Source organism: Nocardia amikacinitolerans (assembly GCF_900215415.1).
Taxonomy (GTDB): Bacteria; Actinomycetota; Actinomycetes; order Mycobacteriales; family Mycobacteriaceae; genus Nocardia; species Nocardia amikacinitolerans.
The window spans coordinates 92,154-116,803 of sequence record NZ_OBEG01000008.1; the positions used below are offsets into that span (position 1 = coordinate 92,154).

The 24,650-nt window shown below is 69.7% G+C and carries 20 protein-coding genes; 7 read left to right on the forward strand and 13 right to left on the reverse strand.

From position 1 onward, the window contains the following. Window positions 1–9: 9 nt before the first annotated feature. Together CRP45_RS29730 and CRP45_RS35155 are read right to left on the reverse strand one after the other, a co-directional pair. The gene (locus CRP45_RS29730) at window positions 10–1,656 is read right to left on the reverse strand and encodes a hypothetical protein (RefSeq protein ID WP_097247990.1); all 1,647 of its coding nucleotides are present in this window, start codon (window positions 1,654–1,656) and stop codon (window positions 10–12) included. Then, entirely contained in the window at window positions 1,653–2,183 is a 531-nt protein-coding gene (locus CRP45_RS35155; protein ID WP_308209539.1) for an ESX-1 secretion-associated protein, read from the reverse strand. The genes CRP45_RS29730 and CRP45_RS35155 overlap by 4 nt, the downstream gene beginning before the upstream one ends. A 39-nt stretch (window positions 2,184–2,222) precedes the next feature. On the opposite strand from CRP45_RS35155, the gene CRP45_RS29740 reads away from it, so the two are divergent. The 5 genes from CRP45_RS29740 to CRP45_RS29760 all read left to right on the forward strand — a co-directional run bounded on the left by CRP45_RS29740 (window position 2,223) and on the right by CRP45_RS29760 (window position 8,684). After that, window positions 2,223–3,227 carry an NAD-dependent epimerase/dehydratase family protein gene (locus tag CRP45_RS29740; protein WP_067779990.1) on the forward strand — a complete coding sequence of 335 codons (1,005 nt, stop codon included), beginning with the start codon at window positions 2,223–2,225 and terminating at the stop codon, window positions 3,225–3,227. Window positions 3,228–3,258: 31 nt separating this feature from the next. Continuing rightward, the gene (locus tag CRP45_RS29745) at window positions 3,259–4,281 is read left to right on the forward strand and encodes an Rv2578c family radical SAM protein (protein WP_097247991.1); all 1,023 of its coding nucleotides are present in this window, start codon (window positions 3,259–3,261) and stop codon (window positions 4,279–4,281) included. Between the two features lie 125 nt (window positions 4,282–4,406). Further along, complete coding sequence (locus CRP45_RS29750; protein WP_097247992.1) at window positions 4,407–6,368, forward strand: 2-oxoacid:acceptor oxidoreductase subunit alpha; 1,962 nt, start codon at window positions 4,407–4,409, stop codon at window positions 6,366–6,368. Beyond that, a complete protein-coding gene (locus CRP45_RS29755) occupies window positions 6,368–7,447 on the forward strand; it encodes a 2-oxoacid:ferredoxin oxidoreductase subunit beta (RefSeq protein ID WP_097247993.1) in 1,080 nt (359 codons plus the stop codon). The genes CRP45_RS29750 and CRP45_RS29755 overlap by 1 nt, the downstream gene beginning before the upstream one ends. 85 nt (window positions 7,448–7,532) lie before the next feature. After that, the gene (locus CRP45_RS29760; RefSeq protein ID WP_097247994.1) at window positions 7,533–8,684 is read left to right on the forward strand and encodes an FIST signal transduction protein; all 1,152 of its coding nucleotides are present in this window, start codon (window positions 7,533–7,535) and stop codon (window positions 8,682–8,684) included. A gap of 130 nt (window positions 8,685–8,814) precedes the next feature. Here the strand turns inward: CRP45_RS29760 and CRP45_RS29765 are convergent, their stop codons facing one another. From CRP45_RS29765 to hisS, 3 genes are all read right to left on the reverse strand, one after another. Next, the gene (locus CRP45_RS29765) at window positions 8,815–9,822 is read right to left on the reverse strand and encodes a malate dehydrogenase (protein WP_097247995.1); all 1,008 of its coding nucleotides are present in this window, start codon (window positions 9,820–9,822) and stop codon (window positions 8,815–8,817) included. A 262-nt stretch (window positions 9,823–10,084) separates the two neighbouring features. Further along, the gene (locus CRP45_RS29770) at window positions 10,085–10,729 is read right to left on the reverse strand and encodes a hypothetical protein (RefSeq protein WP_084482465.1); all 645 of its coding nucleotides are present in this window, start codon (window positions 10,727–10,729) and stop codon (window positions 10,085–10,087) included. 126 nt (window positions 10,730–10,855) lie between these two features. Beyond that, window positions 10,856–12,136: a histidine--tRNA ligase gene (gene hisS / locus CRP45_RS29775; protein WP_097248125.1), complete on the reverse strand. Its 1,281-nt coding sequence runs from the start codon at window positions 12,134–12,136 to the stop codon at window positions 10,856–10,858. A gap of 139 nt (window positions 12,137–12,275) precedes the next feature. Between hisS and CRP45_RS29780 the strand changes: the two genes are divergently transcribed. After that, the gene (locus CRP45_RS29780; protein ID WP_097247996.1) at window positions 12,276–13,145 is read left to right on the forward strand and encodes a peptidylprolyl isomerase; all 870 of its coding nucleotides are present in this window, start codon (window positions 12,276–12,278) and stop codon (window positions 13,143–13,145) included. A gap of 412 nt (window positions 13,146–13,557) precedes the next feature. After that, window positions 13,558–14,112, forward strand: coding sequence for a hypothetical protein (locus CRP45_RS29785; protein WP_067779964.1), 555 nt, complete (start codon window positions 13,558–13,560; stop codon window positions 14,110–14,112). 63 nt (window positions 14,113–14,175) lie between these two features. Here CRP45_RS29785 and CRP45_RS29790 read toward each other — a convergent pair whose 3' ends face one another. The 8 genes from CRP45_RS29790 to CRP45_RS29825 form a co-directional block, all read right to left on the reverse strand. Beyond that, window positions 14,176–14,559: a DUF4913 domain-containing protein gene (locus tag CRP45_RS29790; RefSeq protein WP_245910580.1), complete on the reverse strand. Its 384-nt coding sequence runs from the start codon at window positions 14,557–14,559 to the stop codon at window positions 14,176–14,178. 73 nt (window positions 14,560–14,632) lie between these two features. Then, window positions 14,633–16,477 carry a type IV secretory system conjugative DNA transfer family protein gene (locus CRP45_RS29795; protein WP_067779961.1) on the reverse strand — a complete coding sequence of 615 codons (1,845 nt, stop codon included), beginning with the start codon at window positions 16,475–16,477 and terminating at the stop codon, window positions 14,633–14,635. 40 nt (window positions 16,478–16,517) lie between these two features. Further along, complete coding sequence (locus tag CRP45_RS29800; protein WP_169810807.1) at window positions 16,518–17,045, reverse strand: hypothetical protein; 528 nt, start codon at window positions 17,043–17,045, stop codon at window positions 16,518–16,520. Between the two features lie 101 nt (window positions 17,046–17,146). After that, on the reverse strand, window positions 17,147–18,811 hold the full coding sequence (locus tag CRP45_RS29805) for a peptidoglycan DD-metalloendopeptidase family protein (protein ID WP_067780164.1): 1,665 nt from the start codon (window positions 18,809–18,811) through the stop codon (window positions 17,147–17,149). Between the two features lie 61 nt (window positions 18,812–18,872). Beyond that, entirely contained in the window at window positions 18,873–19,181 is a 309-nt protein-coding gene (locus CRP45_RS29810) for a transposase (protein ID WP_067779958.1), read from the reverse strand. A 79-nt stretch (window positions 19,182–19,260) separates the two neighbouring features. Continuing rightward, complete coding sequence (locus tag CRP45_RS29815) at window positions 19,261–21,591, reverse strand: hypothetical protein (protein ID WP_097247997.1); 2,331 nt, start codon at window positions 21,589–21,591, stop codon at window positions 19,261–19,263. A gap of 7 nt (window positions 21,592–21,598) precedes the next feature. After that, window positions 21,599–23,089, reverse strand: a complete 1,491-nt coding sequence (locus CRP45_RS29820; protein ID WP_067779952.1) for an SCO6880 family protein — start codon at window positions 23,087–23,089, stop codon at window positions 21,599–21,601. After that, a complete protein-coding gene (locus CRP45_RS29825) occupies window positions 23,086–24,564 on the reverse strand; it encodes a hypothetical protein (protein WP_067780161.1) in 1,479 nt (492 codons plus the stop codon). The genes CRP45_RS29820 and CRP45_RS29825 overlap by 4 nt, the downstream gene beginning before the upstream one ends. Window positions 24,565–24,650 lie beyond the last annotated feature (86 nt).

The window sequence follows — 24,650 nt, forward strand, 5'->3', positions numbered from 1 at the left end:
TGCGAATCCCTAGAACTGGTCCTGCTCGTAGTCCGAGCTGAGCAGTTCGTCCGTGTGCGTCGCACCGATCACATCCGGCGTCGACTCACCGAGCGGTCCGGTGAGATCGTCGTTGCCGGTGCGGCTCTGGTACGGCTGCACATTGCGCGAGTGCTCGTCGTCGTCGGACTGGCGCGCACCTGCCGCGCCCGGCGCACCGCCCATGAACGAGCTGCCGGTGCCCGCGGGCGTCGTCGCCGCGCCGAGACCGGTCGGCAGCGCCGCGCCCGGCATGCCGATCGGGCGAACGGCGGGTACCGCCGAGCCGGGCAGACCCGGTGTGCTCGGCAGTCCGGAGTAGCCCGGCCCAGGACCGCCGGGACCGGGGCCGGGACCACCCGGACGACCCAGCGGACCGAGCAAACCGCTCGGCGATCCGGGTGTGCCTGCGGTGCCGGTGGTGTTGAGCGAGGACGGGATCGTCGAGGTCGACGTGTTGAGGCCGCTGCTCGGGCTCGCGCTCGCCGCCTGGGTAGCGGTCTCCTGCGCCTGCGCCAGCAGCGGCTCGCCGATGTTCTGGGCCGCCGCCTGCGCGACCTCCTGAGCCGAGGGCAATCCGCTCTGCCCGAGCAGTTGCGAGACGACGCCGTTCAGCTCGGCGGTCTTGCCCGCCAGATCACCGCGGGTCATGTTCACCACCGAGACGGCCTGCCCGAGATGCTCTGTCGCGCTGGCGATCAGCGCGGCCTGGCCGGGCGGGGTGAGGATGACCGGCGCCATCGCGGTCGCCTGGGTGGCGAAAGAGCCTGCGATGCCGAGCAATTGGGCGTTGCCCTGCTGGACGACAGCCGCCGCGCGCTGGGTGAGTTCGGAGATGTCGAAGCCGCGCTGGCTGGTCTCCTGCCCCTGCTGGTTGGCTTCCTGTCCGGCGACCTGCGCCTGGCGCGAGGCTTGTCCCTCCCAGACCTGCTCGACGGTGGCGAGGCTGCCCTTGCCGATCTGCATCGCCGTCTCGATGATCTTCGAGGACTGGCTGAGGATCGCGGTCGGGTCGAGCGCGCCGAAGACGCCGGTGCCGAAGCTGCCGAGCAGATCCAGAATCGGCTTGAACAGCAGGTCGACGCCCGGCAGCGCCGGGATCTGCAGCCCGTTCATCAGCGCGCCGATCGGGTCGGCAGGCAGCTGCGGCAACGTGGGCAGCTGCGGGATCGCCGCCGCGGCGGGCGTCGCCGCACCGGACGGGTCACCGCCCAGTCCGCCGCCGAGCAGTCCGCCCGACTGACCGACGAGGTTGTTCGCGGCGTCCTGCACCTGGGTGGCGGCGTGGCTGATCGCGGTGTTCGCACCGGCGAGCAGGCTTTCCACGTCGGTGGGCATGCCGCCGAGGATGTCCTGGGCCTCCGGCGCGGGCGCCCCGCCGAGGCCGGGCAGTCCGGCGGGCATGGCGCCGTGCGCGGGCGCGTCCTCGCTCACCTTCTGCGACAACACGAATTCCGGCGCCTCGATGGGCGGAATGTCCTCGGGCAGCTGCGGCAGCGGCAGATCGATGAGGGCTTGATCGGTGGGAATCTCCACGGCGGCCGCCTGATTCGCGCCTGCCGCGGCGTGGTCGAGCGAGTCGAGAGCGGGCTCGGACGGGGCGATGAGCCCCGTGGGCGAGGGATCCAGCGGCTTCACGCTCCGCCCCCGATCTCGCCGGTCTGCACGTTGAGCGCACCGGCGTTGGTCGTGTCGGTGCCCTCGTAGAGCGAGGCGGCGTTGAACGCCTTGAACGACAGATCGGCGTACTTGGCCGACAAGTCGTTGATGTCTTTGGCTTGCAGCACCTGCGCGGCCGCGAAGCTCAGCAGATAGTCGGCGCCGATCAGCCCGAAGACCGGCGTGAGCGCGGCTACCTGTGCGGGCCCGTCGAAACCGGCCGAGGAAATCTGTGCGGCGATCCCGGCGTTCTCCGTGGCGAATGCCCGGACCGCTTCGGTCTCCACCGAGAGATCACTCATCGAGTTGCCCCCCAATTCGTCGTGAACATCTGTGTCGTGCACATAGCGTTGTCGAACGTCTCCCTGCCCGAAACGACTGTGCCCCCGGACAGCTCGGGCCGTCCGAACGGCGAAGCCGCTGCGGTTGGGCTCAATATAGCCGACGCCACCGGCATCTTTCGAGACCGTCGCGAGCGAAGTGGAACGAGCAGGATCAAACTGCAACGTGTTGCAAATTAGAACAAGTTCTATATTCTAACGGCCATGAAGGTCGCAGTGACCGGCGCCGCCGGCTACCTTGGCACGAATCTGCTCCGCCTGCTCGTCGATCTGGGACACGAAGTCACCGCCATCGACCGAGTGGCCCCGGAGCAGACGGTGCACCCGAACCTCACCTGGGTCTCGGGAAACGTGCTCGACCCCGCGTCGATGCGGGAGGCGCTGGCGGGCGCGGAACTGGTGTACCACCTGGTCGCCGTGATCACCCTGGCCGAGAAGAACGATCTGGCCTGGAAGGTCAACACCGAGGGCGTGCGGGTGGTGGCCGAGGCCGCGCTCGAGGTCGGCGCGCGCCGGATGGTGCACGCCAGCTCCATCCACGCCTTCAACCAGTACAGCTGCGGCGGCCGCATCGATGAGAGCTCGGTGCGCTCCACCGACCCGGCGCTCCCGGTCTACGACCGCTCCAAGTGGGCGGGCGAGGTCGAGCTGCGCAAGGTCGTCGACAAGGGCCTCGACGCCGTGCTGTGCAACCCGACGGGCGTGTTCGGTCCCGTCGACCACAGCACTCCCCTCTCCCGGATCAACCGCACGCTGCGCGACGCGGCCCAGGGCCGGGTGCCCGCGATGATCGGCGGCGGCTTCGACCTGGTCGACGTGCGCGATGTGGCGCACGGCCTGATCCTGGCAGGCGAGAAGGGCCGGACCGGCGAGAACTACTTGCTCGGCGGCTCGATGATCTCGATGCTCGACCTGTGCCGGATGGCCGCGGCGCACGGCGGCAAGAAGGGACCGAAGTTCACCATCCCGCCCAAGCTGGTCGGCGGGCTCATCCCGGTGCTCGAGCCGATCGGCAAGATGCTCGGCACCGACATCCTCTCCAGGGCCGCGCTCGGCGCGCTGGTCTCGGCGCCGATGGTGGACCACGGCAAAGCCGAACGCGAACTCGGCTACCGGCCGCGCCCGATCGACGACACCGTGCGCGATCTGGTCACGTTCTTCGCGGATACGACCGCGTTCGACGCGACCGAGACCCGCCGCATCGCTTGACACACCCTAGAACACATGTTCGACTGAGGGTGTGCGGTGGCAGAACCAGACCCTGGACGCCGACGACGGCGCACTGCCCGGCCTGAGCCGGGCGGGGTTCGTTCGCACCGTACAGACACCGGAGTTCGAGGGCATCACGTTCCACGAAGTGCTCTGCAAGAGCGCGCTGAACAAGATGCCCGCGACTTCGAACTTGCCCTTCCAGTGGACGATCAACCCGATGCGCGGGTGCTCGCACGCGTGCCGCTATTGCTTCGCCCGCCCCACCCACGAGTATCTGGACCTGGACGCCGGCCGCGACTTCGACGCGCAGATCGTGGTGAAGACCAACATCGCCGCGGTGCTGCGCAAGGAACTCGGCCGCAAATCCTGGCACCGGGATCCGGTGGCGCTGGGCACCAACACCGATCCGTACCAGCGCGCCGAAGGCCGATATCGGTTGATGCCCGGCATCATTCGCGCGCTGACCGATTCCGGTACCCCGTTCTCCATCCTCACCAAGGGCACCCTGCTGCGCAGGGACCTGCCGCTGCTGACGCTCGCCGCCCGCGAGGTGCCGGTGAGCCTGGCCGTCTCCATCGCCATCCTCGACCAGGAACTGCACCGCGGCCTGGAATCCGGGACGCCGTCACCGCGCGCCCGGCTCGACATGGTGCGCGCGCTGACCGACGCGGGCTTCGCGGTGCACGTGATGGTGGCGCCGGTCATCCCCTACCTCACCGACGGTCGCGCGCATCTCGACGAGCTGTTCGGCGCGATCGCGGCGGCGGGCGCGTCCTCGGCCGTCGCCTTCCCGATGCATCTGCGCGGCAGCACCCGCGGCTGGTTCCTGGGCTGGCTCGGCGAGGCGCACCCCGCCTTGTTGCGCAAATACCGTCAGCTGTACGGCCGCGGCGCCTACGTCACGCCGGAGTACGCGGCCTGGCTCCGCGAGCGCGTGACGCCGCTGCTGGAGCGACACGGTCTGACCAGGGACGACGATGGTATGGCCGCGCGGGTGCGAGCCGCCGAGCCGCCGAGCGCCGCCGACACCCAGCTGGCGCTGTTCGCCTGACCGGCGACCCGCGCGACCTCGGGAAACCAATCGCGGCGGACTGCGCGCTTCAGCGGCGATACCCGCCTCCGGCGGAGTAGGTTGGCCATGGCACCTCTCACTCGACGAGGAAGTGAAGCAGGCATATGGTTTCGCACCAAAGTGATGTCGGCACAGCCAAACTGGAAAAGGTCGTCATTCGGTTCGCCGGGGACTCCGGCGACGGAATGCAGCTGACCGGCGACCGCTTCACCCACGAAGCGGCCGCGTTCGGCAACGACCTGGCCACCCAGCCGAACTTTCCCGCCGAGATCCGCGCGCCGCAGGGCACGCTACCCGGCGTCTCGTCCTTCCAGATCCAGATCGCCGACTACGACATCCTCACCGCGGGCGATCAGCCCGACGTGCTGGTGGCGATGAATCCGGCGGCGCTCAAGGCGAACCTCGAGGACCTGCCGCGCGGTGCCACCGTCATCGTGAACACCGACGAGTTCACCAAGCGCGCCCTGGCCAAGGTCGGCTATGCCACCGACCCGCTCGAGGACGGCTCGCTCACCGACTTCGTGGTGCACGAGGTGCCGATGACCTCGCTGACGCTCGCCGCCACCGAACCCGCCGAGGTCGGCAAGAAGGACGGCCAGCGCGCGAAGAACATGTTCGCGCTCGGCCTGCTCTCCTGGATGTACGGCAGGCCGATCGGCGGCACCGAACGCTTCCTGCGCGAGAAGTTCGCCGGCAAGCCGGACATCGCCGAGGCCAATGTGCTCGCCTTCCGCGCGGGCTGGAACTACGGCGAGACCACCGAGGCCTTCGCCACCACCTACGAGATCGCGCCCGCCACCCTCGCGCCGGGCACCTACCGGCAGATCACCGGCAACACCGCGCTGGCCTACGGACTGGTCACGGCGGGACAGCTGGCGGGGCTGCCGGTCTTCCTCGGTACCTATCCGATCACGCCCGCCTCCGACATCCTGCACGAGCTGAGCAAGCACAAGCACTTCGGCGTCACCACCTTCCAGGCCGAGGACGAGATCGCGGGCATCGGCGCGGCGCTCGGGGCTGCGCTGGGCGGCGCGCTCGGCGTCACGAGCACCTCCGGGCCCGGTCTGGCGCTGAAGAGCGAGACGATCGGTTTGGCGGTGATGACCGAGCTGCCGCTGGTGGTAGTCGACGTGCAGCGCGGCGGGCCCTCCACCGGTCTGCCCACCAAGACCGAGCAGGCGGACCTGTTGCAGGCGCTGCACGGCCGCAACGGCGAGTCCCCGGTGGCGGTACTCGCCCCGCGCTCCCCCGCCGACTGCTTCGCCACCGCCGTGGAGGCGGCCAGGATCGCGCTCACCTATCGCACGCCCGTGCTGCTGCTCTCCGACGGCGCCATCGCCAATGGCTCGGAGCCGTGGGCGATTCCGAACGTCGCGGAACTGGCGCCCATCGATCCGGGTTTCGAACCGGACGCCGACGACGAGACCGGATTCCAGCCCTACGCGCGCGATCCGGAAACCCTGGCCCGCCCGTTGGCGGTACCGGGCACGAAGGGCCGCGCGCACCGCATCGGCGGACTGGAGAAGGCCGACGGCAGCGGCAACATCTCCTACGATCCCGCCAATCACGAGCTGATGGTCCGGCTGCGGCAGGCCAAGATCGACGGCATCGCCGTCCCCCGGCTCGAGGTCGACGATCCCGACGGACGCGCCGAACTGCTGCTGATCGGCTGGGGCAGTTCCTACGGTCCGATCGGCGAGGCCTGCCGCCGCGCCCGCCGCCGCGGCGTCCCGGTCGCCCAGGCGCACCTGCGGCATCTGAATCCCTTGCCGCCCAACCTTGGTGCGGTGCTGCGCCGCTATCGGACGGTGGTCGCGCCGGAGATGAACGGCGGCCAGCTGGCCATGCTGCTGCGCGCCAAGTACCTGGTGGACGTGCAGCCGTGGACGAAGATCGCGGGCACCGCCTTCTCGGCGCAGGAGCTCGTCGGCGTCATCGACGCCGCGCTCGACGGCTCCATCGCGGACATGGAACAGGACAAGGCGTTCACCGCCCGCGCGCGGGCCACCTATCGGACACAGGACGCACGGCGCGCGGCCACCGCCGAGCGGATCGGGGGCAACTGATGACCATCGTCGAAACCTCGCTCGTCGGAACGGATCTCGGCCTCTCCGGCGTGTCCGGAGTGCCCGGCGCGGACGGACCGCAGAAGGTCAAGGACTTCACCTCCGATCAGGAGGTGCGCTGGTGCCCCGGGTGCGGCGACTACGTCATCCTGGCGACCGTGCGCGGGTTCCTCGCCGAGCTCGGATTGCGCAGGGAGAACCTGATGTTCGTGTCGGGGATCGGCTGCTCCAGCCGTTTCCCTTACTACCTCGAGGCCTACGGCATCCACTCCATCCACGGCCGCGCGCCCGCCATCGCCACCGGCCTGGCCGTGACGCGCCCCGACCTGTCCGTCTGGGTGGTCACCGGCGACGGTGACGCGCTGTCCATCGGCGGCAACCACCTGATCCACGCGTTGCGCCGCAACGTGAACATGACGATCCTGCTGTTCAACAACCGCATCTACGGCCTGACCAAGGGCCAGTACTCGCCGACCTCGGAGCAGGGCAAGATCACCAAGTCCACGCCCATGGGCTCGGTCGACCACCCCTTCAACACCCTCTCGCTCGCGCTGGGAGCCGAGGCCACCTTCGCCGCCCGCGCCATCGACTCCGACCGCGCCGGACTCACCGAGGTGCTGCGCGCCGCCGCCGAACACCGCGGCACGTCCTTCGTCGAGATCCTGCAGGACTGCCCGATCTTCAACGACGGCTCCTTCGACGTCCTGCGCCGCGGCGACGCCGAATCGCGACTGATCCCGCTGCACGACGGACAACCGCTGCGCTTCGGCGCCGAAGGCGAATTCGCCGTCGTGCGAAGCGGTTTCGGTCTGCGTGTGGCCCGCACGGCGGATGTCGACGAGGCCGACATCGTCGTGCACGACGCCTACACCGACGACCCGGAATACGCCTACGCCCTCTCCCGCCTTTCCGACCAGGATCTGGGCCACGTGGTCACCGGCATCTTCCGCAGCGTCACCCGTCCCACCTACGACGACGCCGTGCGCGCCCAGAACAGCGCCGCCGCCGACCGCAACCCCCGCACCCCGGACTCGCTGCAAACCCTGCTCACCGGCCCCGAAACCTGGACCGTCGCCTGAGCCTCCGCACGCCTCGCGGCGGCTGCGACCCCGGCAATAACCGCGGTGAGATGTCGACGCGATCATCGCGCCCTACGATGGATTTGTGCGGATCGCGGTAGGACTCTCCACCGCGCCCGACGCCAAGGACGCCGGCGCGGAGGCAGCGCTGCGTGCGCGCGAGCGGCTCGCGGACGCCTCGCCCTCGCTCGCGGTGCTCCTCGCGTCGCGAGCCCACGCGGATGTGGCTCAGGCCGTGCTCGACGGTGTCCATCAGTCGGTCCGGGTGCCCGCGCTCGTCGGATGCGTGGCGCACGCGGTCGTGGCCGGGCGTCGCGAATTCGAGGACGAACCCGCGGTGGCGGTGTGGCTTGCGGCCGGCGCGGCCGCCGAGACGTTCGAACTGGACTTCGTACCCACGGCCTCGGGCGGGCTGCTGGCCGGGTATCGCTTCGACCGCGCCGCGCAAGACTTCCACCTGTTGCTGCCCGACCCCTTCACCTTCCCGGCCGAAGCGCTGCTCGAGCACCTGAACCACGACCTGCCCGGCACCATCCTGATGGGCGGGCTGGTCAGCGGCGGCCCGCGTCCCGGCGGGAACAGGCTGTTCCGCGACCACGAGGTGGTCGCCTCCGGCGCGGTCGGCGTGCGGCTTCCCGGACTGCACGGTGTGCCGGTCGTGTCGCAGGGCTGCCGGCCGATCGGGCAGCCGTACATCGTCACCGAGGCCAGTGGCGCGGTGATCACCGAACTCGGCGGCCGGTCGCCGATCTGGCGGTTACGCGAGATCGTCGACGCACTGCCGCCCGATCAGCGGGAGCTGGTGGCGCGCGGCGTGCAGATCGGCATCGTGGTCGACGAGCACCTGGCCACCCCCGGGCAGGGCGATTTCCTCATCCGCGGGCTGCTCGGCGCCGACCCGGCGAGCGGCGCGATCGAAATCGGCGAGGAAGTCGAGGTCGGCACGACGGTGCAGTTCCAGGTTCGCGACGCGGTCGTGGCCGACCGAGATCTGCGCGCCGCACTCGCTCAGGCCCGCTCGGCGCTCCCCGGCCGCCCCGCGGGCGCCCTGCTGTTCACCTGCAACGGCCGCGGCAGGCGAATGTTCGGAGTCGCCGATCACGATGCCACCGCCATCGAGGACGTCCTCGGGGACATCCCGCTCGCGGGCTTCTTCGCCGCGGGCGAGATCGGCCCGGTCGCTGGCCGCAACGCACTGCACGGCTTCACCGCGTCGATGGCGCTGTTCAGCGAATGACCCGCGCCGCCTGACTCTCCGCACCGGCTACGGAACCTCGGAGCGTCGACTCCTCGCAGACCCACATGCCTTGCAGAGGTCGGGTCGTCCGCGGATGCCCGCGAGGTTTTGGCGATCGCCCGCCTGCGGCTCAGCCGCGCTTGGCGAAGCCGAGATCGACGACGGCGTCTCGTTCCTGTTCCAGTTCGGTGACCGTGGCGGTCAGGCGGCTGCGGGAGAAATCGTCGAGCGAGAGATCGGAGACGATCGTGTAACCGCCGTCGGCGCAGGTGACGGGGAACGAGCTGATGAGGCCCTCGGGGACGCCGTAGGAGCCGTCGGACGGGACGGCCATGGAAGTCCAGTCGCCCGCGGGGGTGCCGAGGACCCAGTCGTGGATGTGGTCGATGGCGGCGCTTGCCGCGCTGGCGGCCGAGGACGCGCCGCGGGCCTGGATGATGGCGGTGCCGCGCTGCTGCACGGTGGGGATGAAGTCGTCACGCAGCCAGGCGGCGTCGACCAGGTCGAGCGCGGGGCGGCCCGCGATGGTGGCGTGGGTGATGTCGGGGTACTGGGTGGCGGAGTGGTTGCCCCAGATCGTCACGCGAGCGATGTCGGCGGCGGGCGTGCCGGTCTTCTTGGCCAGCTGGGCGATGGCGCGGTTGTGGTCGAGGCGAGTCATCGCGGTGAAGCGCTCGGCGGGCACGTCGGGGGCGTTGCTCATGGCGATGAACGCGTTTGTATTGGCCGGGTTGCCGACCACGAGCACCTTCACGTCGTCGGCGGCGCTGGCGTTGATGGCCTGGCCCTGCTCGGTGAAGATCGGGCCGTTGGCGGCGAGCAGATCGGAACGCTCCATGCCCGCCGTCCGCGGGCGGGCGCCGACCAGCAGCGCGACGTTGGCGCCCGCGAAGCCGACCCACGGGTCGTCGCTGATGTCGATGGAGTCCAGCAGCGGAAACGCGCCGTCCTCGAGCTCCATCGCCACGCCCTCCAGGGAGGCGACGGCGGCGGGAATCTCGAGTAGCCGCAGTCGCACGGGAGTGTCCGGTCCGAGCATCGCGCCGGAGGCGATACGGAACAGCAGGCCATAGGCGATCTGCCCGGCTCCACCGGTCACGGCAACGGTCACGGGCGTGTTCCGAGCGGCGGTGCTCACGCGAACTCCTTGCGTTGGACGGTTACTCAGGCCCAACCCTACTCAGCCTCACGGTGCTCGAATCGCACCCGTGAGCAACGCCTCACCTCCCACACACCCCGTGTACGCCCCACATAGGCACCGCCTGTGTGCGGCGTACACAGGGTGTGTGGCAAGAACCAGACGGCTCCGCTGAGGGCGGGGATTCTGGCCGTGCGCGACGGAGGAGGCGGCTCACGCCCCCACAGCAGGGTGGGTGTGCGGGAGGCCTAGGGCCAGCGGCTCAGCCGAGGTCGGCGACCTCTCGGTCGGTGAGCACGACGGGTGACACGTAGTCCTTGGCGCGCGCCAGTTGCACGGCGCGGTAGAGGGGGCGTTCCTCCAGGCGTGCGTCACGCGCTTCGGCGCGCAACTGGTGCACGAGCAGCGCCGAGACCGCGACCGCGGCGGCCAGGTGGCTGGCCGCGAGGGCGTCGGCGAGTTTGCGCAGCCCGAGCAGGTGCAGCTCCCGTCCGCTGCCCGCGTCGGTGTACATGGCGAGCGGGATCAGCTGAACGTCCGGGCCCGCGGTGACGCGCAGCACGATGCGGCTCAGCCGCGCGGGAAAGACCAGGAGCTCGACGCCGGTGGCCGACGCGACCTCGACCCGCCGTTCGCCGAATACCCGGCGGGCGTGGATGGTGGTACCCGTCACCCACATCCGGCGGCGCCGCAGCGCTAGGGCGTAGCCCACGGTGGGCAGGCCGACGACCAGACCGATGGCCACCGCGATCGGCCACTCGACGACGGTCGCCGCGAGCAGCGCCGCGCCGATCCCGACACCGGCCGCCGCCAGCGCGAGCCTGCGCAGCATCGGCTCGTACATCTCGGGGGCGACGAGATCGAGTCCGACCGGAACCGATTCCGGCTGACCAGGATTCGCGTCCACTCTCCACCTCTCCGCAAGATCACCGCACCGGCGGTGCGCAGACACGGTACCGCGCGCGAATCTTAGGGGTGCGCCGTTGGGCGGGGCACGGGACTTTCGTCCCCGAGCCCCGCCCGCCGAGCCGGGTCAGTGCCCCGCGATCAACGCCTCGCGCAGGACGCCGACGACCTCGCTGAGCGGCACGTGCCGCTGATCGCCGGTCGCCATGTCCTTCACGGCGATGCTGTTCTCGGCCAGGTCGCGGTCGCCGAGCACCACGGTGAACCGCGCGCCGGAACGGTCGGCAGCCTTCATCGCGCCTTTCACGCCGCGCCCGCCGTAGGCGAGGTCGACGCGAATGCCCGCACCGCGCAGCTGCGCGGCGAGCACGACGAGGCGCTGCTTGGCCGCATCGCCCAGCGGCACGCCGAACACCTCGCAGCGCGACGAAACGCCCGCAGACTTGCCCTCGGCTTGCAACGCGAGCACCGTCCGGTCGACGCCGAGACCGAAGCCGATGCCCGACAGCGGCTGACCGCCGAGCTCGGCCATCAGCCCGTCGTAGCGGCCGCCGCCGCCGATACCGGACTGCGCGCCGAGCTGGTCGTGCACGAACTCGAAGGTGGTCTTGGTGTAGTAGTCCAGGCCGCGCACCATCCGCGGGTTCAGCACATACGGCACGCCGAGCGCGTCGAGGTGGCCGAGCACTTGCTCGAAGTGCGTCTTGGCGCTCTCGGAGAGGTGATCGATCATCAGCGGGGCATCCGCGGTGAGCTCGCGAACCTCGGGACGCTTGTCGTCGAGCACGCGCAGCGGGTTGATCTGCGCCCTGCGCTTGGTCTCCTCGTCGAGCGGCAGGCCGAACAGGAAGTCCTGCAATAGCTCGCGGTACTGCGGACGGCAGGTCTCGTCGCCCAGCGAGGTGATCTCCAGCCGGAACCCGTCCAGACCGAGGCTGCGGTAGCCGGCGTCGGCGATCGCGATGACCTCGGCGTCCAGCGCCGGGTCGTCCACGCCGATCGCCTCGATGCCGACCTGCTGCAACTGCCGGTAGCGGCCGGCCTGCGGGCGTTCGTAGCGGAAGAACGGACCCGCGTAGCACAGCTTGAGCGGCAGCTGACCGCTCTTGTCCAGGCCGTGCTCGATCACGGCGCGCATCACGCCCGCGGTGCCCTCGGGGCGCAGGGTGAAGCTCTCGCCCTTGCGGTCGGCGAAGGTCCACATCTCCTTGCTGACCACGTCGGTGGACTCGCCGACGCCGCGCGCGAACAGCGCGGTCTGCTCGAACACCGGCAGCTCGATGTGCCCGTACCCGGCCAGTCGGGCCGCATGCACGAGGCCGTCGCGCACGGCGACGAACTCGGCGGAGCCGGGAGGCACGTAGTCCGGTACCCCCCGCGGGGCGGAGAAGCTGCTGGTCTTGGTCACGATGGTCCAGTTTCCACCACCACCGCCCGTCAAGTCCAACCGGTTTGCTCCCGACCCGTCCGAGGAACTTCCGAGCGGTCTCAGGAAGAGATGGCACACTCTTACCTCGGAAGCAAGCCGACACGGGAGGAACGTGGTAGTGCCGAGCAACGAACAGCGACGAGCAGCGGCCAAGCGCAAGCTCGAGCGCCAACTGGCCAATCGGGCCGAACGCGCGCGCCGACGCAAGCAACTGACCATCGCCGGGTCCGTGCTCGGTGTGGTCGTCGCGGTCGCGGCCGTCACCGGCGTCTACTTCCTGACGAAGGGCGAGGACAACCAGAACAGCGCCTCCGAGACGAAGGACGCGTCGCTGTCCGCCGCCGCGCCGCCCGCCGCCAAGGCCAAGCCCGAGCTGGTCGACTGCACCTACCGTGACGGCGCCAAGCCCGCCGACAAGCCGGTGCAGAAGCCGTCCAAGGCGCAGGGCATCCCGACCACCGGCGGCGACGCCAAGGTCAGCGTGAGCATGGACACCAACCAGGGCCCGATCGGCCTGACCCTGAACAACGCCGAATCCCCCTGCACCGTCAACAGCTTCGTCAGCCTGGCCAGCCAGAACTACTTCGACGGCACCGACTGCCACCGGATGACCGCGGACGAGACGCTGAAGGTGCTCCAGTGCGGCGACCCGACCGGCACCGGAATGGGCGGTCCCGGTTACGAATTCGACAACGAGTACCCGACCGATCAGTACGCCGAGGGCGACCCCAGCAGCCAGGTGCCGATCGACTACAAGCGCGGCACGCTGGCCATGGCCAACGCGGGCCCCGGCACCAACGGCAGCCAGTTCTTCATCGTCTACGGCGACTCGCAACTGCCGCCGCAGTACACCATCTTCGGCACCGTGGACGAGAACAGCATGGCGACCCTGGACAAGATCGCGCAGATCGGCCAGGACAACTCCAACGGTCCCGGCGACGGCAAGCCCAACGCGCCGGTGACCATCCAGTCGGTTCAGCTGGACTGAATCCCCGGCAACATCGTCGGGCCCGGCGCCGTGATCGGCGACCGGGCCCGAACCTTATGTGCTACGGCAACTCAGGGTAGGCGAGCCTAATTCTCCGGCGGCACAGGACTTGTGCCGGAACTACTCCGGCGCTTCGCTGCGCGTGTCGGAATTGTGCGATATATGCTGTTACGTGGCACGTCCGTACGGTTGTGCCACGCGTTTCTCGGGTAATCTCGAAACAAGGAGTTCGCGTAGCGTAGCCATCCCTAATGGGCGATCCCCAGCCACAAGGGATGCCGACGACACGAGTTCTCCTGGTGTCCACGTTTGCAGGCGGGGCATCCGCCGACGGGCTACAGTTCGCGTGGCGGTGTCCGTGACGAAGCACCACAATCATCCATAGTGATCACTGCAGCATCGGGGAGCAGCCATGTCCGAGGAACTGGACGACATCGGCCGGGAAACCGCGGCCATGATGAAGAGTATGTTGCAGCTGGCGACCCTGGTCGCACTGCGCACCCGTGAGCGTGGTCAGAAGGAAGCCGAGGCGCGCGCCAAGATCACCGAGGCCCGCATGAAAGAGGCTCGAGAGCTCCAGATTCGGGAGGCTCGCGACTCCAAGGCCAAGGACCCGCGCAACCTCGAGCTCGCGCGCATGGTGGAGAAAGCGGCGCCGGCCAAAGGCATTTCACTGGAGAAGGATCGTTTCTCCGCGCAGGCCGAAGCCACGCGCATGGCGGCCACCGCGTCCGCCGCGAAACAACCGGTCGTTCGGTACGATTCGGCCGAGCGGCGCATGGCGATCGCGGCGCATCTCTCGCGGATAGGCGTCGCACCGGAATTGGCGGCCGTCCGCATGCTCATCGAGGTAGGGCAGGGACAACCGCCGGAGGAGGCGGTCCGAGCCCGCACCGAGGAGAACCGCTCCGTCGCGGCGCGAGGGCGCGAGCCGGACGCCCGCGGTCTCGAACGCACCAGGCAGTAATCCGCGCGAAAGAACCGAATCCCCGAGAACGCCCGCTGAATTCAGCGGGCGTCTTGGTGTCGGCTAGACCCGGAAGTCGCCGACCGTCGGATCGCCGAACATGCCTTGCGCAGGCGACTTCAGCGGCAGCGGGCTCAGCATGTCCTTGTGCCCGTTGCGCACACTGCAGTACTTGAACGGCCCACGCGGGTCGAACAGCTTGGTCATGTGCGGGTCGGCGTGATCGAGGAACCAGACACTCAGCCCGGTGCTGGGTTCCATGCGGTAGTGCTCCCAGGCGCGCCACAGCGCGTCCAGCCGCGCCACCGCCTCGGCGTGCTTCCACCACTCGGGGCACCACACCGTTTCGCTGATGTCGGTCACCTGCCGCCGGTAGACCAGGCTCAGGTAGTTCTCGACGAATTCGACGACGTTGGTGTAAATCATGTGCTGCTGCTGTTCGGTCACGACTCCGCCTCGCTGACGCTCGGCTCCGTCGCGACAGCTCGTGCTGTGTTCATGGTTCGCTCGCTACGCGCGCTCACAGGGGCCGAACCTCCTCGACTTGGCCTGCATCGGGTTGTTGCGGTGGGACCTTGGTCAGCGAGGGCGAGCCGATCAGGTCGGTGATCTCGGTCTTGCGTTGCGGATCGTGCTGCGCGATCGACTTCTTCACGTCCGCAGCGTACTCGCCCTCCCACCACGGAACCGTTCGGATGAGCACCGCGGGCTGACCCGAGGTGAACACGATCGCGCGGCCGCGCGGCAGCGTGGTGAGCGCGTTGACGCTGAACGTCTTCGACGAGCCCAGCGACCGCGAATAGCTCTTGCCGCCTTTGGATTCCGAGACGGAACCGGAGATGGAGTCGTATTCGCCGATCGCCTCGGAGCGGTCGCGCAGGAAGTTCATGTCGTCGACGCCGCTGCCGAGCACCTTGATGTTGGCCGCCGACCACAGCGCGAGCATGCCCGCGTCGCCCCAGCAGCGTGCGCCCTGCGCCCAGGACTGCAACACCGTCATCACCACGATGCCGCGCGAGCCGAAGTGGCTGTACTGCTTGGGCAAATCCTTCCAGCGCACCACGTTCGCCGCCTCGTCCAGCACGGCGAGCAGCGGGATCGGCAGGCGACCGCCGCGCGAGCGGGACGCCTTGCGCATGGCCACGTCGATGACGGCCTCGGTCAGCGCGCTCACCAGCGGCGCCGCCGAACCGCGCCCTTCCAGCGAGAGGCAGTACAGCGTGCCGTTGCGCTCGATGAACTCGAGCTCGTCGAACTGCCTGCGGGTCTGGCCGGTCCGCGGGTCGGTGCCGGGCAGGATCCAGTCGTGCACGTTGGAAAGCTGCAGACAGCGCACCATCTTCTTGGCGGTGCCGAAAATGCCGCTGCGGGTGCGGGGATCGGCGTTGTACTGCATCGCCAGGCCGGAGGCCATGTAATGGTGGCGGGCGTTGCGCAGCAGCTCGATGGGTTCGGTGTCGACCGGGTTGGTGACCCAGTCCCACACCTGCACGATCGGCCGCTGGCCGACCGCGGCGGCGAGGAACAGCGCGGCGAGCAGATCCTCGGCCTCGGGATCGAAGAACTCGTCGGACTTGGATTCGGCGCCGTTGTCGGCGTCGGCGAAGTGCCCGGCCAGCCGCTGGGCGCGCATCTCGCAGCCCTCGTGCCTGGCGTCGACCCAGTCCAGCGGGTTCCAGTACCAGCTCGGGCTCTCGTCGGCGACGCCCTGCGGGTCGAACACGAAGGTGGGGCTGCCCTTGGACTCTCGCACGTCGCGGGTCGCGTCGACGACGTCGCGCTTGTTCGAGGTGGACAGCACCGGGCCGATGGCGGACAGGATCGCCGGGATGACACGGGACGTCGACTTGCCTTGGCGCGGACCCCAGATGTCCAGGTGCAGGTCCTCGTAGGAGCCGTAGAGCATGACGCCGTCGGCGACGCTCACGCCGATCGGCACGCCGGGCGCGTCGTCGTAACCGAGGTTCATTCCGAGTTGTTCGGCCTTCTCCCGCACACCTGCCTCGGTGAGCGCGCGGATCGCGCCGCCCGTTCCCATGTACTGGGCCTTCTCGTCGATCGGCAGTGCGCCTTTGGACTTGCGCTTGTTCATCTGCCTGCGCACCACAAGGACGGCGACGGCGCACGAGATCACGAGCAGCAGGATCACCGTCGCGCCGGTCGGCCAGGTGTACTTGCCGCGCGCGATCCCGGCGACGATCTCGATCGGATTGATCGGCAGGTCCTGCGGCTCGGCCGCCATCTGGTTGCCGAGATGCAGGGCCACCAAGAGCGTTCCGATCACCACGGCACCGGCGTAGACCGATAACAGACCGAGATCGGGTCCGGGTATCGCCGGATCCGTCACCTTCTTCTTCTTCGCCATGTCCGTCTCCTCGAATCGCCTTGCGGTGGAAAGCGTGTGGTCAGCGGAACGCGTCGAGCCGCCAGCCGTCGGGCGTGCGCACCACGGTGGCGATCACCGTCGCGGGCGCCAGTGGTTCCTTGCGCCCGTTCGGGTAGACGACAGTCTGCTCGATGCCGATCTTGAACTGCGCCAGGTCCGGATCGGGCCCCGGCGGCGGCCGGTCCCCCGAGGCGAAGGTGAACGCCTCGACGGTGGCCTTCGCCTTGGCCCAGTCCGCCCACTGCAGCGAGGGCTTGGGCGTCTCGGTGACCGACGGATCGCCGTCCAACATCCGTATCATGCTGGGCCCCAGCCATTTCCGCGCCCTAGCCAGCGAATCGCCCGGCGCCTCGGTGGCGGGCCGCCAGGTGTAGATCTCGCGCAGTGCCGCCACCGCGACACCGTCCGGCGTCACCGGGTCCGGCGCGGGCACGTTCTCGAGCAGCCTGGTCGTGGACGTGGCGGGTTGCGGCGCACCGGAACCCGATTCGCCGGTCTGGTCACGCCCGCAGGCCGCGACGGTCATCGCCACGCTCACCACCAGCATCACCACCAGTTTCGCGCGTGCAGTTGCTCTGTCTTTCAAGGCTAACCGCCCGGACCGACACGGTGGCGGTCCGATCAGCACTCGCGCCTCGGCGTGTTCGCTCACAGTACCCTCCGCAGCCGTGCGTCGCCGGGCACCGCGACTTCCATCACGCCGCCGCCCGACCGCGCGTCCGAACCGGGCACGGACTGGATCATGCGTCCGTCACCGGCATAGATTCCGACCTCCGCGGGTCCGCGCGGCCCGAAGGAACTGAACACCAGATCTCCGGGCCGCGCCTTGCTCATCGGCACCTCGACGCCCGCCTCCCACTGCTGTTCGGCGGTGCGCGGCAACGTCACCGCGCCCGAGGAGGCCGCGAACACCGCGGCCGCGGTCAGGCCGGGGCCGTCCATGCCGCCGCCGGTTGGCCCCTGCGGCCCGCCGCCGCCCCACACGTACGGTGTGCCGAGCCAGTCGTGCGCGGCCTCCAGGATCTGTTCGCCGCCGCTGCCTTCCTGCGGGCTGAAGCGTCCCGTCGAACCCGGCGCGCGGTACTGCGGTTCCATCGCGAGGATGTTCGCCACGTACGGCCGGGTCTCGGAGTAGTGCGCCGCATACTGATTCGGCATGCCGCCCGACGCGAGCACCGCCCCCTCACCCGCGTTGTAGGCGGCCAGCGTCAGCGCCGTGACATCCCCCTGGACGCGCCCTTCGGACACCCACTGGCCGACCTTGCGGGCGATGGCGCACATATAACGGCCCTGCCCGATGATCGCATCGCCGTCGTCCCACACGCTGGCCACGCCGTTGCCGTCGGCATCGATGACATACGGCCTTCCGTCGTCGGGGTTGATCGCGGCCGCGGTGCCGGGCAGGAACTGCGCAAGACCCTGCGCGCCCGCCGGCGAGGTGAGACCCCTGCGGAAACCCGACTCCTGCCTGCCCTGGGCGGCGAGCAACGAGGACGTGATCTGCGGGCAGAGCGAACCCGCACGGCGGTACCAGATCTCGAGTTCCTGGGGCACCTTGCCCGCGGCCAGCGCGCCGCCCGCGCTGCCGAAGCCGCGCTGGCACCGCGGGTCGGCGGAGTACCACTGCGCGCCACCGAGATCCGGGGTGGGCGCACCGTCCAGCCAGGGCAGCGGGTCGATCTGACGGCCGCCGGTGAAGCGTCCGCCGGGGACGATCTCGAAATGCAGGTGCGGGCCGCTGGATTCGCCCGCCGAGCCGACCATGCCGATCTGCTGACCCGCCCGCACGCTCTCCCCCACCCGCACCAGCACGCCGTGGTCCCACATGTGCCCGTACACCGCCGAATACGACCGGCCGTTGGTGTCGACCGAGTCGACGACGATCCAGTTGCCGAAGCCAGAGGCCGGTCCGGCCGCGACCACCCGGCCGTCGGCCACCGAGAAGATCGGGGTGCCGTCGCTCGCCGCCATATCGACGCCGCGGTGGCCGCCGTTGCGGGAGCCGAAGGTGTCCGAGATCGTGAAGGTGCCCGCGGCCATCGGCAGGGTGCGCCGGATCGGGCCGATGCCCGCGGCCAACGAGGGAGTGCCGGTGACGGTCGGATTCGCCTGGGAGGCACTGGGTTCGGCGGCACCTGCGGGACTGGCTCCCGGCGGGTCACCACCCAGCGGAGGCAACGCGGTCTGCGAGGGGCCGAGCACCGACGCGTCCTCGCACGGGTCCTCGACGGCGGGCAGCACCACGACCAGTACCAGGGCGATCAGTCCGATCACCGCGCCGAGGGCCGTCCACAACACGCCGCGGCCGGTCACCACGCCCTCGCACGGGGACGCGGCGGGGCGCCGGAGTTCGAATGCGACTCGGGGGGAATGGTCACGTGTGGCGTCGGGCTTCGTTGAGAGTGTCGGCGAGGGTGCGGTTCATCTCGGCGGCGGCCGCCAATTGTTGTTGCAGCAGCGCCACTTTCCGGCGCAGCGCGGTCGCGTCCATGCGTTCCAGCCCGGGGCCTTCCGCGGCGCGCACCCAATTTCGCACCGAGTTGGTGTGGACGCCGATCTGCTCGGCGACCACCCGGCATGCCTCGGATTCACTGCGTAGTTTGCCGGTCAGCGCGATGACCTGCTCGACGGCGGCCTTACGCACTTCCGGCGACACTCTGCGATACGAACGATGCGGCATCATGCGGCACTCCTTCCGCCGAACAACACCGCCCAACCAGGCGCTCGGCCGATCCTTGTTGCTTCGCGTCCTGGACGGTATCTCATGCCGCGCTCCCGTTCGGGGATTCACCGCCACGCGCGGTGGATTCGGTATTCGGGCCGCCGGTGAATTCACTGAACCGCTGGTTCGTGTCGTGAATCCCGCTTTCCTTCTCCGACAACGTGAATTCCATGTGGAAGGGAATGCCGGGACGCCGATCCTCACCGATCTTCAGCAGGAATTTACCCGTGCCCGGCGGAGAGGGGCGCTGCTGGCCCGGTTTCAGCGCCTCACCCGTCAACGCTTGCGGCGCCGACCATCCGGTCACCATCTCCTCCTCGGCGGAGGTGAAGGGCACCGTGCTGTCGAGCCGCTTGACCTCTTCGGCGGGCAGCGCGCCGAAGATCTTGGCGCGCGCCCGCTCCAGGAAGCCGAGCGCCTTGGCGATCGCGGCTTCCGAGCCAAGTGCCTGCAGGTCCTTGATCGTGTGGCTGATCATGATCAGCGCGGTGGCCAGGCCGCGCTGCAGACGGGTCAGCTCGTCGACGCGGTCGACCATGAAGTCGCCGAGGCCGAGCACCTGCCACAGCTCGTCCATCACCACCTGGAAGTAGCGCTGCGGCCCGAGGCCCGCGTCGGCGAGCACGTGCGCGGCCTCCACCGAGGCGAAGCCGTCGGCCCAACAGGCCAGCATCACAGCGGCTTTGAGTTTCTTGTCGCCGGTCGGGATGTGCGAGACGTCGATGCAGACGGCGACCGCCTCGGTGTCGATCGGCACCGAGGTCTGGCCGTTGAAGACCGCACCGAACGGACCCTGGGTGAGCGCGCGCAGCGAGCGGCGCAGGTTCTTGATCGCGACCTGGTATTCGGCGGGATCGTCGGCGCCCGCGTCGAGCTGGAGCTCCTCGCCGCCTGCCTGGATCACCTCCAGGAGGTTCTCCATGATCGGCGGCTGGTCCGGGGTGTAGCCGCTGCCGGGCTGGTAGAGGATGCGCAGCGCGGTCGAGATGAGCGTTTCCTCGTAGTCGCGCACCCGAGCGCCGCGCACCAGCTCGATCAGGCCCGCGATCAGCGTGACCTGCCTGGCCCGCATGTCTTGCAGCACTTGCAGTTGCAGCGCGGGGAACTCTTCCAGTCGCGGCACCACCGAGCCGAGCACGCCGGCCGCCAGCGGATTCAGCTTGCCGTGGCCGTAACCCAGATCGATGATCTGACCGCCGACCAGTTCGACCAGCTTCCGGTAGTCGGGCTTCACGTCCGCGAGCACCAGCGGCGTGATGCCTTGCGCGATGCCGCCGAGCACGATCCGGCGCACCAGTGAAGACTTGCCGAAACCGTTGAGGCCCAGCACGAAAAGGCTCGGCGCGGTGATGAAGCTGCCGCGCATGAACCAGTTCATCGGGTCGAAGCAGACCGGGGCTCCGGTGTGCAGGTGCGAGCCGAGCGGCGTGCCGATCAGCGGCGCGCCCGCGCCGACCGACCACGGCCAAAGACCGGCCACCTGCGCCGTGGTGGCGCGGTATTCGACAGGGCGGCCGACCACGTTCATCCGGCCGCCCCCAGCACCCGCGTACCCGCGGTCGGTGAGTTGGGCTGTGCTGCGGTCGAATCCGTCCTCGATGGTCTGCTCCGCGCGCGCGGCGTAGTTGCGGCGGCGGATGTCGTCGGTGCGGATGCGGAAGGTCGCCCATGCCGCGCGCAAGCCGGAGCCCTCCCGGCTGACGGCCTCCAGCCGTGCCCGCGTCGCGTCGTCGAGCAGCGGCGGGCCGGACTGTTTGCGCTTGTCCGCCTTGGCTTTCGCGCGCCGCGCGGCCTTGTCCATGTGCGGTGCGCCCATCGCGCGGTCGGCGGTGTAGTCGACCTTCGCCGGGCGCTGCGGTGCGCGCCCGCCGCGACCGTTGTCGGAGCGGACGGGCCGTTCGCCGCGCACCGGGCGGTCGGCGGGCCGTTGCGGCCGAGCGCCGTTGGCGCGCGCGCGTTCCTGGGCGGCCCGCTCGGCGCGCGCGTGCTCGGCGCGCGCCCGGTCCATCGGAGGGCGGTCGGCGTGCGCCCGCTCGGGACGGACGCCGTCGGCGCGGCCGGGCCGCGCGCGCCGCTCGCCCGCGTCCCGAGACTGCCGCCGCTCCCGATCGGACATCTCCCCCAGACCGGTCCGCTCCTCGCCGCTCACCCGCGCCTGGTCCCCGGCCGGACGCCGCCTCCGCTCGGGCATCTCCTCGATGCCCGAGCGCTGCCCGCCGCGTTGGCTCGCGCCCTCGACGGGCGGACGGTGCGGCCTGCCCTCGGCCGAGGGGCGACCCCATGCCTCGCGTTCGGCGTCCTCGCGTCGCCTGCCGCGGCGCGCCTGCGCCTCGTCGCGCTCCCGTACGGGTGGCTCGTTGTCGCGTGCCATGAATCGCTCACCCCGCCAATGCCTTCGGAATCGTCGCGTGCTCCGGCAGGATCACCCCGCACCCGAGGGAGGCCGCGAAGGCCGCCGCCTGGTACCGGTAGCACCGCCGGATCTTCAAACGCGCCTGGGTCGACAGGTCGCGCGTGATGGCCTCGATGCGCGGCAGGTCGCCGCGCAGGGGCTCGGTGATGGTCACCAGCGCCCCGAAGCGGGTCACACCGTGACCCCTCGCCTGTTCCTCACGGGCCTGCTGGGTGGCGCCCACCCGCAGGGTCGCGGCCGCCGAGACGACGCCGCGTTCGCTTTGCTGAGCCACCAGCGCGTTCTTGAAGTCGTCGTCGACGATCTCGGCGGCGTCGGCGGCCGAGTGCGGTCGGTAGACGATGGCGATGCGCTTGCGCGGCACCTCCGGGTTCGGCGCGAGCAGCCGCTGCAACACCCGCTCGTCCACCGCGCCCTCGGGGGCGGCGTCCATCTCCCAGGTGACCGACCGGCCGCCGTCGTGGATGAAGTGGTCCCACTTCTCGTCGTGCGAGACCGGGCCCGCGTCGGCCCAATCCAGCCCGTGCCCTTCGGGTTCGGAGGCCGCGACCTCGAGGTCGGCCTGCGAGGCGGGGTCGTAGCTGCGCCGGATGAAGGCGATCACCTCGTCGGCCGACATCGGCTGGGCGCGCACGCCCGCCTCCGCGAGCGCCGCGCAGATGCCAGGCAGCCGCCTGCCGATCTCGACGGCTTCCTCGGCCGGGTTCTTACGACGCTCGGCGGTGGTGGCCTTGAACGTGATGGCGACGCGCGGCAGCAGCTGCACCCGCTCCTGCGGCAGCTCGGTGGCCAGCTCGTACATCACCTGCTGGGCCAGTTCCGGCGCCTCGGGGCGGGTGATGGTGGAAACCTCGGTGAGCAAACGGTTTCCGGTCTCGGGGACGGTGTCGATGACCGGGACAACGGCCACGATGTCGCTGGTCTGGCCCACCGAGGCGAGGAAGGTGCCCCATGCCGAGACCCAGCGGTCGATGACCGGCTGGTCCACCGCCTCGTGACCTTGCGGCCAGGCCCGCAGCACCACGGTGTACTGCGCGAACTGCGGCAGGTGGATCATGCCGAAGCTGTAGCCGCCCGCGTCGATGCCCTCGTACAGCTTCGAGGGCGCGAGCAGCCCGGGCAGCCGGGTGACGCCGCCGGGGATCCGGGAGAACCGTCCGCCCCGATACACGTGTTCGCCGCGGTTCCGCGAGCGCATCCAGTTGAACATCATCAATCCCGTCTCGTAGCCGGAGCGGCCCCCCGTCCGCCACACCAGTGGAACCATCACGGCGACGCCGACGCCGCCGACGACGAGACCCCATTGGAAGCCGCCGACCATCGCGCAGATCAGCGCCGTGATCACGACGACGAAGCCGATCACGGTCTCTTCCCAGCGCAGGCCGAAAAGGCCTGCGCTGCGCGGCTTCTGCCACAGCCCGTAGGAGCGGCGCTCGTAGGGTTCGGTCATCGTCATCGCGGAATGGTGCTCCTCCCGAGGTCGGGCGACCGGTTCGCCCAACGGTCGCCTGCCACATCACCCATGGAATCGTCGGCGTTGCGCATACTGCCCGCCGCGGCTCTCGCCGCGCCGATGCGGCCTGCCGCTCGCGCCGCTCCGGACGGTACTCCGGCCGAGCCCTGCGGCTCGGAGGCGCGCGGTGGTTGACCCGCCGCGCCACCGCCACCACCGCCGCGCGGAGGCGTGGGACGTGGTGCGCCGCCGCCGCGTCCGCCGCCGGCGCCACCCGGCGGGCGCGGGCCCGAGCCGCTGCCGCTGACGTAGCCCGCCGAACCAGGAGACGCCGCGGCCTTCACCCCGACTGCCTTGGTGCCCATGGCGCCGAGCGCCAGCGCGCCGACCACGGCGCCGCCGGTCCAGGCCAGACCCGAACCGCCGGAACCGACGATCGCGACGGCCGGGGTGACCAGGCGCATGAGCGCGGGCAGCACGAACGCCACGCTGCACAGCAACACGATGGCGACCAGCATGCGCTGCGCCTCTTCGCCTTCCGGCAGGCCGGTGGTCGAGGTGAGCCCGTCGACGTGGCCCGCCGTGGTGAACGCGATCATGTAGACGATCGCCGCCACCGGTTTGAACAACATGAAGGCGATGATCCAGCCGATCAGCTTCTGATACGACGATTTACCGATGTTCATGCCGGACGCGGCGGCAGCCAGCGGCAGCACGCCCGCCGCGATGATCAGCAGACCCTGGCGGACGATGGCGAACACGATCTGCGCGAGCGCGCCGAGCAGGCCGACGATCGCGATGATCAGCACCAGACCCGGCGAGAAGGCTTGCAGCTTACTGGTTTTCACCATCAGCTCGGCCAAATCCTTGGCGTTGCCGTTGGTCGAGTCGTTGATGATCCACTCGGCGAACCGATCCGAGGCCTGGGTACCCGCCACGATGATGGCGCCGAGCATCCAGGAGCTGAACACCACCCTGGCGAACATGCGGAAGGATTCGGCCGCTTCGCTCACCGCCGCACCGCGCCTCGCCTCGGCGAGTCTCGCGCCCGACAGGATGACCGAGGCTATGAGCAGCAATATCTGAATCTGATACGTGTAGTCGTTGATTCTGGTGAACAACGACCCGTTGTCGCTCGCCGCCTCGTTGGGCACCTTCATCCAGAACGTGAGCGCGAGGATGATGGCCTCGCCGAGACCGTTCATCAGCGAATCCACCACCTTGCCGAAGGTGGAGTCCCACGCCTTGTCCTTGACGGCGGTCGCGGCGTCGCCGGGATGCGACGCGGCGTTGCCCGCCTTGCACACCGCGGACGCGGCGTCGCCGAGGGAGATCCCCGGCAGGCCGACGCCGTCGAGGGTGTCGTGGATCTCGTTGCAGGTCTCGTCGAAGCCGTAGGTCTGGCCGTAGGCCACCGTCGGCGTCGCGACCATCACCGTGAAGACGACCGCGAGGATCGTCACCAGTTTTCTCACCATCGTGTCCACCCCTCGATGCTCCGCAGGGACTCGATCTGGACTTGCTGCTCGCCGGTCAGTGTCTCGTGCCTTTCTCGCGAACCTCG

Coding starts and splice junctions, on each gene's coding strand:
- CRP45_RS29755 (WP_097247993.1), top strand. CDS start 6,368: ATGACCATCGTCGAAACCTCGCTCGTCGGAACGGATCTCGGCCTCTCC.
- CRP45_RS29825 (WP_067780161.1), bottom strand. CDS start 24,564: ATGGTGAGAAAACTGGTGACGATCCTCGCGGTCGTCTTCACGGTGATG.
- CRP45_RS29750 (WP_097247992.1), top strand. CDS start 4,407: ATGGTTTCGCACCAAAGTGATGTCGGCACAGCCAAACTGGAAAAGGTC.
- CRP45_RS29785 (WP_067779964.1), top strand. CDS start 13,558: ATGTCCGAGGAACTGGACGACATCGGCCGGGAAACCGCGGCCATGATG.
- CRP45_RS29810 (WP_067779958.1), bottom strand. CDS start 19,181: ATGATGCCGCATCGTTCGTATCGCAGAGTGTCGCCGGAAGTGCGTAAG.
- CRP45_RS29740 (WP_067779990.1), top strand. CDS start 2,223: ATGAAGGTCGCAGTGACCGGCGCCGCCGGCTACCTTGGCACGAATCTG.
- CRP45_RS29820 (WP_067779952.1), bottom strand. CDS start 23,089: ATGACGATGACCGAACCCTACGAGCGCCGCTCCTACGGGCTGTGGCAG.
- CRP45_RS29795 (WP_067779961.1), bottom strand. CDS start 16,477: ATGGCGAAGAAGAAGAAGGTGACGGATCCGGCGATACCCGGACCCGAT.
- CRP45_RS29815 (WP_097247997.1), bottom strand. CDS start 21,591: ATGGCACGCGACAACGAGCCACCCGTACGGGAGCGCGACGAGGCGCAG.
- CRP45_RS29800 (WP_169810807.1), bottom strand. CDS start 17,045: ATGCTGGTGGTGAGCGTGGCGATGACCGTCGCGGCCTGCGGGCGTGAC.